3 protein-coding genes and 1 pseudogene are annotated in these 3455 nt (G+C 48.7%); all 4 read right to left on the reverse strand.

Annotated features, from left to right (window positions below; all coding sequences use genetic code 11):
- Positions 1-236, reverse strand: a pseudogene (locus tag Q0338_RS02915) (protein-L-isoaspartate O-methyltransferase); the annotation flags it as partial.
- Positions 233-1003, reverse strand: coding sequence for a carbon-nitrogen hydrolase family protein (locus Q0338_RS02920; RefSeq protein ID WP_298085453.1), 771 nt, complete (start codon positions 1001-1003; stop codon positions 233-235). The gene Q0338_RS02920 and the pseudogene Q0338_RS02915, both read right to left, overlap by 4 nt.
- Positions 990-2012 carry a ribonucleotide-diphosphate reductase subunit beta gene (locus Q0338_RS02925; protein WP_002950951.1) on the reverse strand — a complete coding sequence of 341 codons (1023 nt, stop codon included), beginning with the start codon at positions 2010-2012 and terminating at the stop codon, positions 990-992. The genes Q0338_RS02920 and Q0338_RS02925 overlap by 14 nt, the downstream gene beginning before the upstream one ends.
- 148 nt (positions 2013-2160) lie before the next feature.
- On the reverse strand, positions 2161-3455 hold a 1295-nt coding region (locus Q0338_RS02930), incomplete at its 5' end, for a flagellar hook-basal body complex protein (RefSeq protein ID WP_298085454.1).

Below are 3455 nucleotides of genomic sequence, written 5' to 3' on the forward strand. Positions count from 1 at the left end.
TTGTCGATATCTTCGGCCTCAAGCGCCAGCGTCATTTTGGCTACCGTTAGAGGCGAGCTGATCCATTGATTGCCGCCGATTGGCTGGGCGTCTAGGCTGTATGCGTGGCGAGTGACGGGCGCAAAGATCTCGCGCGGAGTGTCGCAAAGAGCCTTGTAAAGCGAGGGCGTCAGAGTGAGTATATCGCCGATCTCATCGGCCATGTTTGTGCATTTTGATTTTTCAAGAGCGGTCATAAAATCCCCAAATTTCGTTTGGTTTCAAGGATCAAATTTGCGTCAAATTTAGCCTCTTTCGCAAATTCGCCGCTCGGCAAAAATACGCCCGAAAACTCTAAATCAAGCGAGCTTGCGGCTACGACGTAGCAGCTGTTAGCAAGCGCTAGAGCCTTGCAAAGCGTAAGATATGCGTCCTCGCGCGCCTTGCCCCACATTGCGGGCGCGAGGATGATATCGCAGCCCTTTAGCTGCTGCCAAAGATGGGCAAATCTAAGCTCAAAGCAAATGAGAACGCCGATTTTTAGCCCTTTAAAATCAAAAGGCTTTATCGCCGACTCGTCGCCTGAGGCGAAAATTTCATGCTCTAAATTTGGGCGAAAAAGTTTTGATTTATTTTGCGTGTAAAAGACGTTTTGGCTGTTTAGCAGGATAAATTCGTTGTAAATTTCGTTTTTTTGCGCCTGCGTGATTGAAATTTGCGCGAGTCCTTTGGCGCGGTTTAGGCTCGTTAGGTGCGTGAGACCGAGGAATTTATCGGGACTTAGCGCTTCTTGTAGCGCTTCAAAAAGTATGGCGTCGAAACTGCCGATCGAACCGCCCAGCATAGCGCGGTTTGCGCCGCTAAAAAATCCATCGAAATCATACCCGCTCACGCATAGCTCGCTGGCTAAGATGACAGAGTGTCTGGGTGCGGCGGCGATTTTTTCTAGCAGTTCGTCTTGTCTTTGCTGGCAGGTCGGCGCAGTTAGGACGATAGGGCATAAATTTGGACTAAAAGTCGTCAAAACTGATGCTTCCCTTGCTGTAGTTTGTGACCTTCGCTTCAAAGAAATTTGACTTTTGGTCGTTAAATTTAGCAAAATCATCGACCCATTTGATCGGGTGAGGGACGTTGTAGCGGCGTTTTAAGCCGATCGCGACTAGGCGCTGATCGATGAGGTAGCGGATGTATTGCTCGATGATGTCGTCGGTAAAGCCCATGATCTGGTTTTGCGTGATGTATTTGCCCCATTTGATCTCAAGCTCGCCCGCGCGCTCGAACATATCGTAAATTTTTGCCTCAGTTTCAGGCGTAAAAAGATCGGGACGCTCGGTGCGGACGCTGTTTATCATGTTTTGAAATAGCAGTAGATGCGTGATCTCGTCGCGTTGGATAAAGCGGATCATCTGCGCGCTGCCTAGCATCTTGCCCGCACGCGCCAGCGCATAAATCGCCGTAAAGCCGCTGTAAAAGTAAATGCCCTCTAAAATTTGATTTGCCACCATGGCTAGTAGTAGCTTTTCGTCTGTGACTTCGCCTGCAAGCTCCTCGTAAACGCTTGATATGTAGTCGTTTTTCTCGCGTAGCACTTCGTCGTGCTTTTCCATCTCGTAGATGAGATCGGTGTTGTCGCAGATGGCCTCGACCATGACGGCGTAGGACTTGGAGTGGTTGGCCTCCTCGTAGGCTTGGCGCGCTAGGCAGGCGTTGATCTCGGGCGCGGTGATGTATGGGTTGATGTTGTCGGCTAGGTTGTTTGTCTGGAAGCTATCCATCGAGATGAGCTGACTCCAGACTAAGTCGTACATGCGTTTTTCGGCCTGAGTGAGGTTGTAGGCGTAGTCGCGTACGTCGTCGGTGGTGTCGACCTCTTTTGGAAACCACGTGTTAGCTTCCATTAGGTCCCAGAGCTTTAGCGCCCACTGGTATTTTGCCTTGGTAAAATTTAAAATGCCGTGCGGATTGCCGTTAAAGACTCTTCTGTCGGTCAAATTTTCATTTGAGCTTGGATTGTAGATTCTTTTTCGGTTCATAATTTTTTTCTTTATTCGGTAAATTTTCGGGGCTGATTTTAGCTAAAAAATTATTTAGATATCTTGAAGTAGACTATTTTATCGCGTTAAATTTGGCTTTAAGGTTGCAGCTAAAATTAAAAAACCCGCGTCAAATCGCGGGTTAAATTTAGCGTTTTAGCTCGATTGCGCGTTGGAGCATTTCGTTGCTAGTCGTTATGCTCTTGGCGTTAGCGTCGTAGGCTTTTTGCGTGACGATGACTTCCGTTAGAGCCTGGGCTAGATCGACGTTTGACTGCTCGAGCATGCTGCTAGCTAGTTTGGCGCCGTAGATGCTTTTGCCGCCTGCGTCTTTATAGAAAAAGGCCGCGCCGGAATTCGCGCTTTGCGAATAGATATTATCGCCCATTTTTGCAAGGCCTTGCTCGTTTTGGAAGTGATAGAGAGCGACTTTGCCGACGGAGCGGACTTGGCCGTTTGTAAACTGCGCCAAGATATTTCCAGAATCGTTGGTGTAATAATCCTTTAAAATTCCTTCACGCACGCCGTCTTGCGCGATCGAGATACTTTTGGCTTGAGACGTGCTAGTGACGCCTGAGTAAATTTGACCCGCAGCCGCAGGAGTGCCGAAGTCTAGCTCGATTTGCGAGCCGTTATTATCTAGAGCGCTTAAAGTAGAGCTAACAAGCCTACCTTCGTAATCAAAATTTAGCTCGCCGTTAGTATTTGAGACCACTGCGCCGCTTGCGTCTTTTACGGTCGCCGCCGCATCCCAAACCGTGCCGTTAGCACCCTGAGGGATGCGTTTTGTTAGCGTTAGTTCCAGAGTATTTTTCGTGCCGTCCGCATTTAAAAGCTCGGTTACGAATTTTTCCCGGTTTGCCGCTTCTTTGGTCGTGTTTATCTTAGCGGTCAAATTCGGCGCCGTCGTTAGATCAAAATCTCTCTCAAAGCTCCTGCTTATGCCCCAGTTGCCGTTTTCATCGATCGGAGCGCTAAAATCAGCCGTTTTGCCGTTTGCATCGGTTGCCGTTACTGTAACCATATCGCCTTTTCTAGGGCGAGTTATTGCGGCGTCAGGCGTGACTCGTCCGCGTAAATTTATAGTTCTAGAGGGGTTATCTATGTTGCTCGTATAGGTAGCGGCGTCTACGGGCAAAGTAGTAGGCTCGGTTTTAAAAGACGAGTCGAGATTTCCTTTAAAAGTCACCTTTGACGTCGGTTTAGTCGGTAGATACAAAAACTCAGGCAAGCGAATTTTACCCTGGGAGCCGATGTCGCCGACGTCAAGGTCTGTAGTATCGGCGCCTAGCGTGTAGGCCTGCGTGACTGCGGCGGTGCTGTTTACTCTACCGAAAGCCTCTATTGCGCCCTGGCTTGGAGTGACTTGCGTTAGCGTATTTTGCGTTCCTAGGACGTAGTTGCCTTGATTTGTTACGAGATATCTTTCTTTGTCTACGCCAA

Source organism: uncultured Campylobacter sp. (genome assembly GCF_938018145.1).
Classification (GTDB): Bacteria; Campylobacterota; Campylobacteria; order Campylobacterales; family Campylobacteraceae; genus Campylobacter_A.

Excerpts from the sequence above, each read along its gene's own strand:
- Q0338_RS02925 (WP_002950951.1), bottom strand. The coding sequence starts at position 2,012 with ATGAACCGAAAAAGAATCTACAATCCAAGCTCAAATGAAAATTTGACC.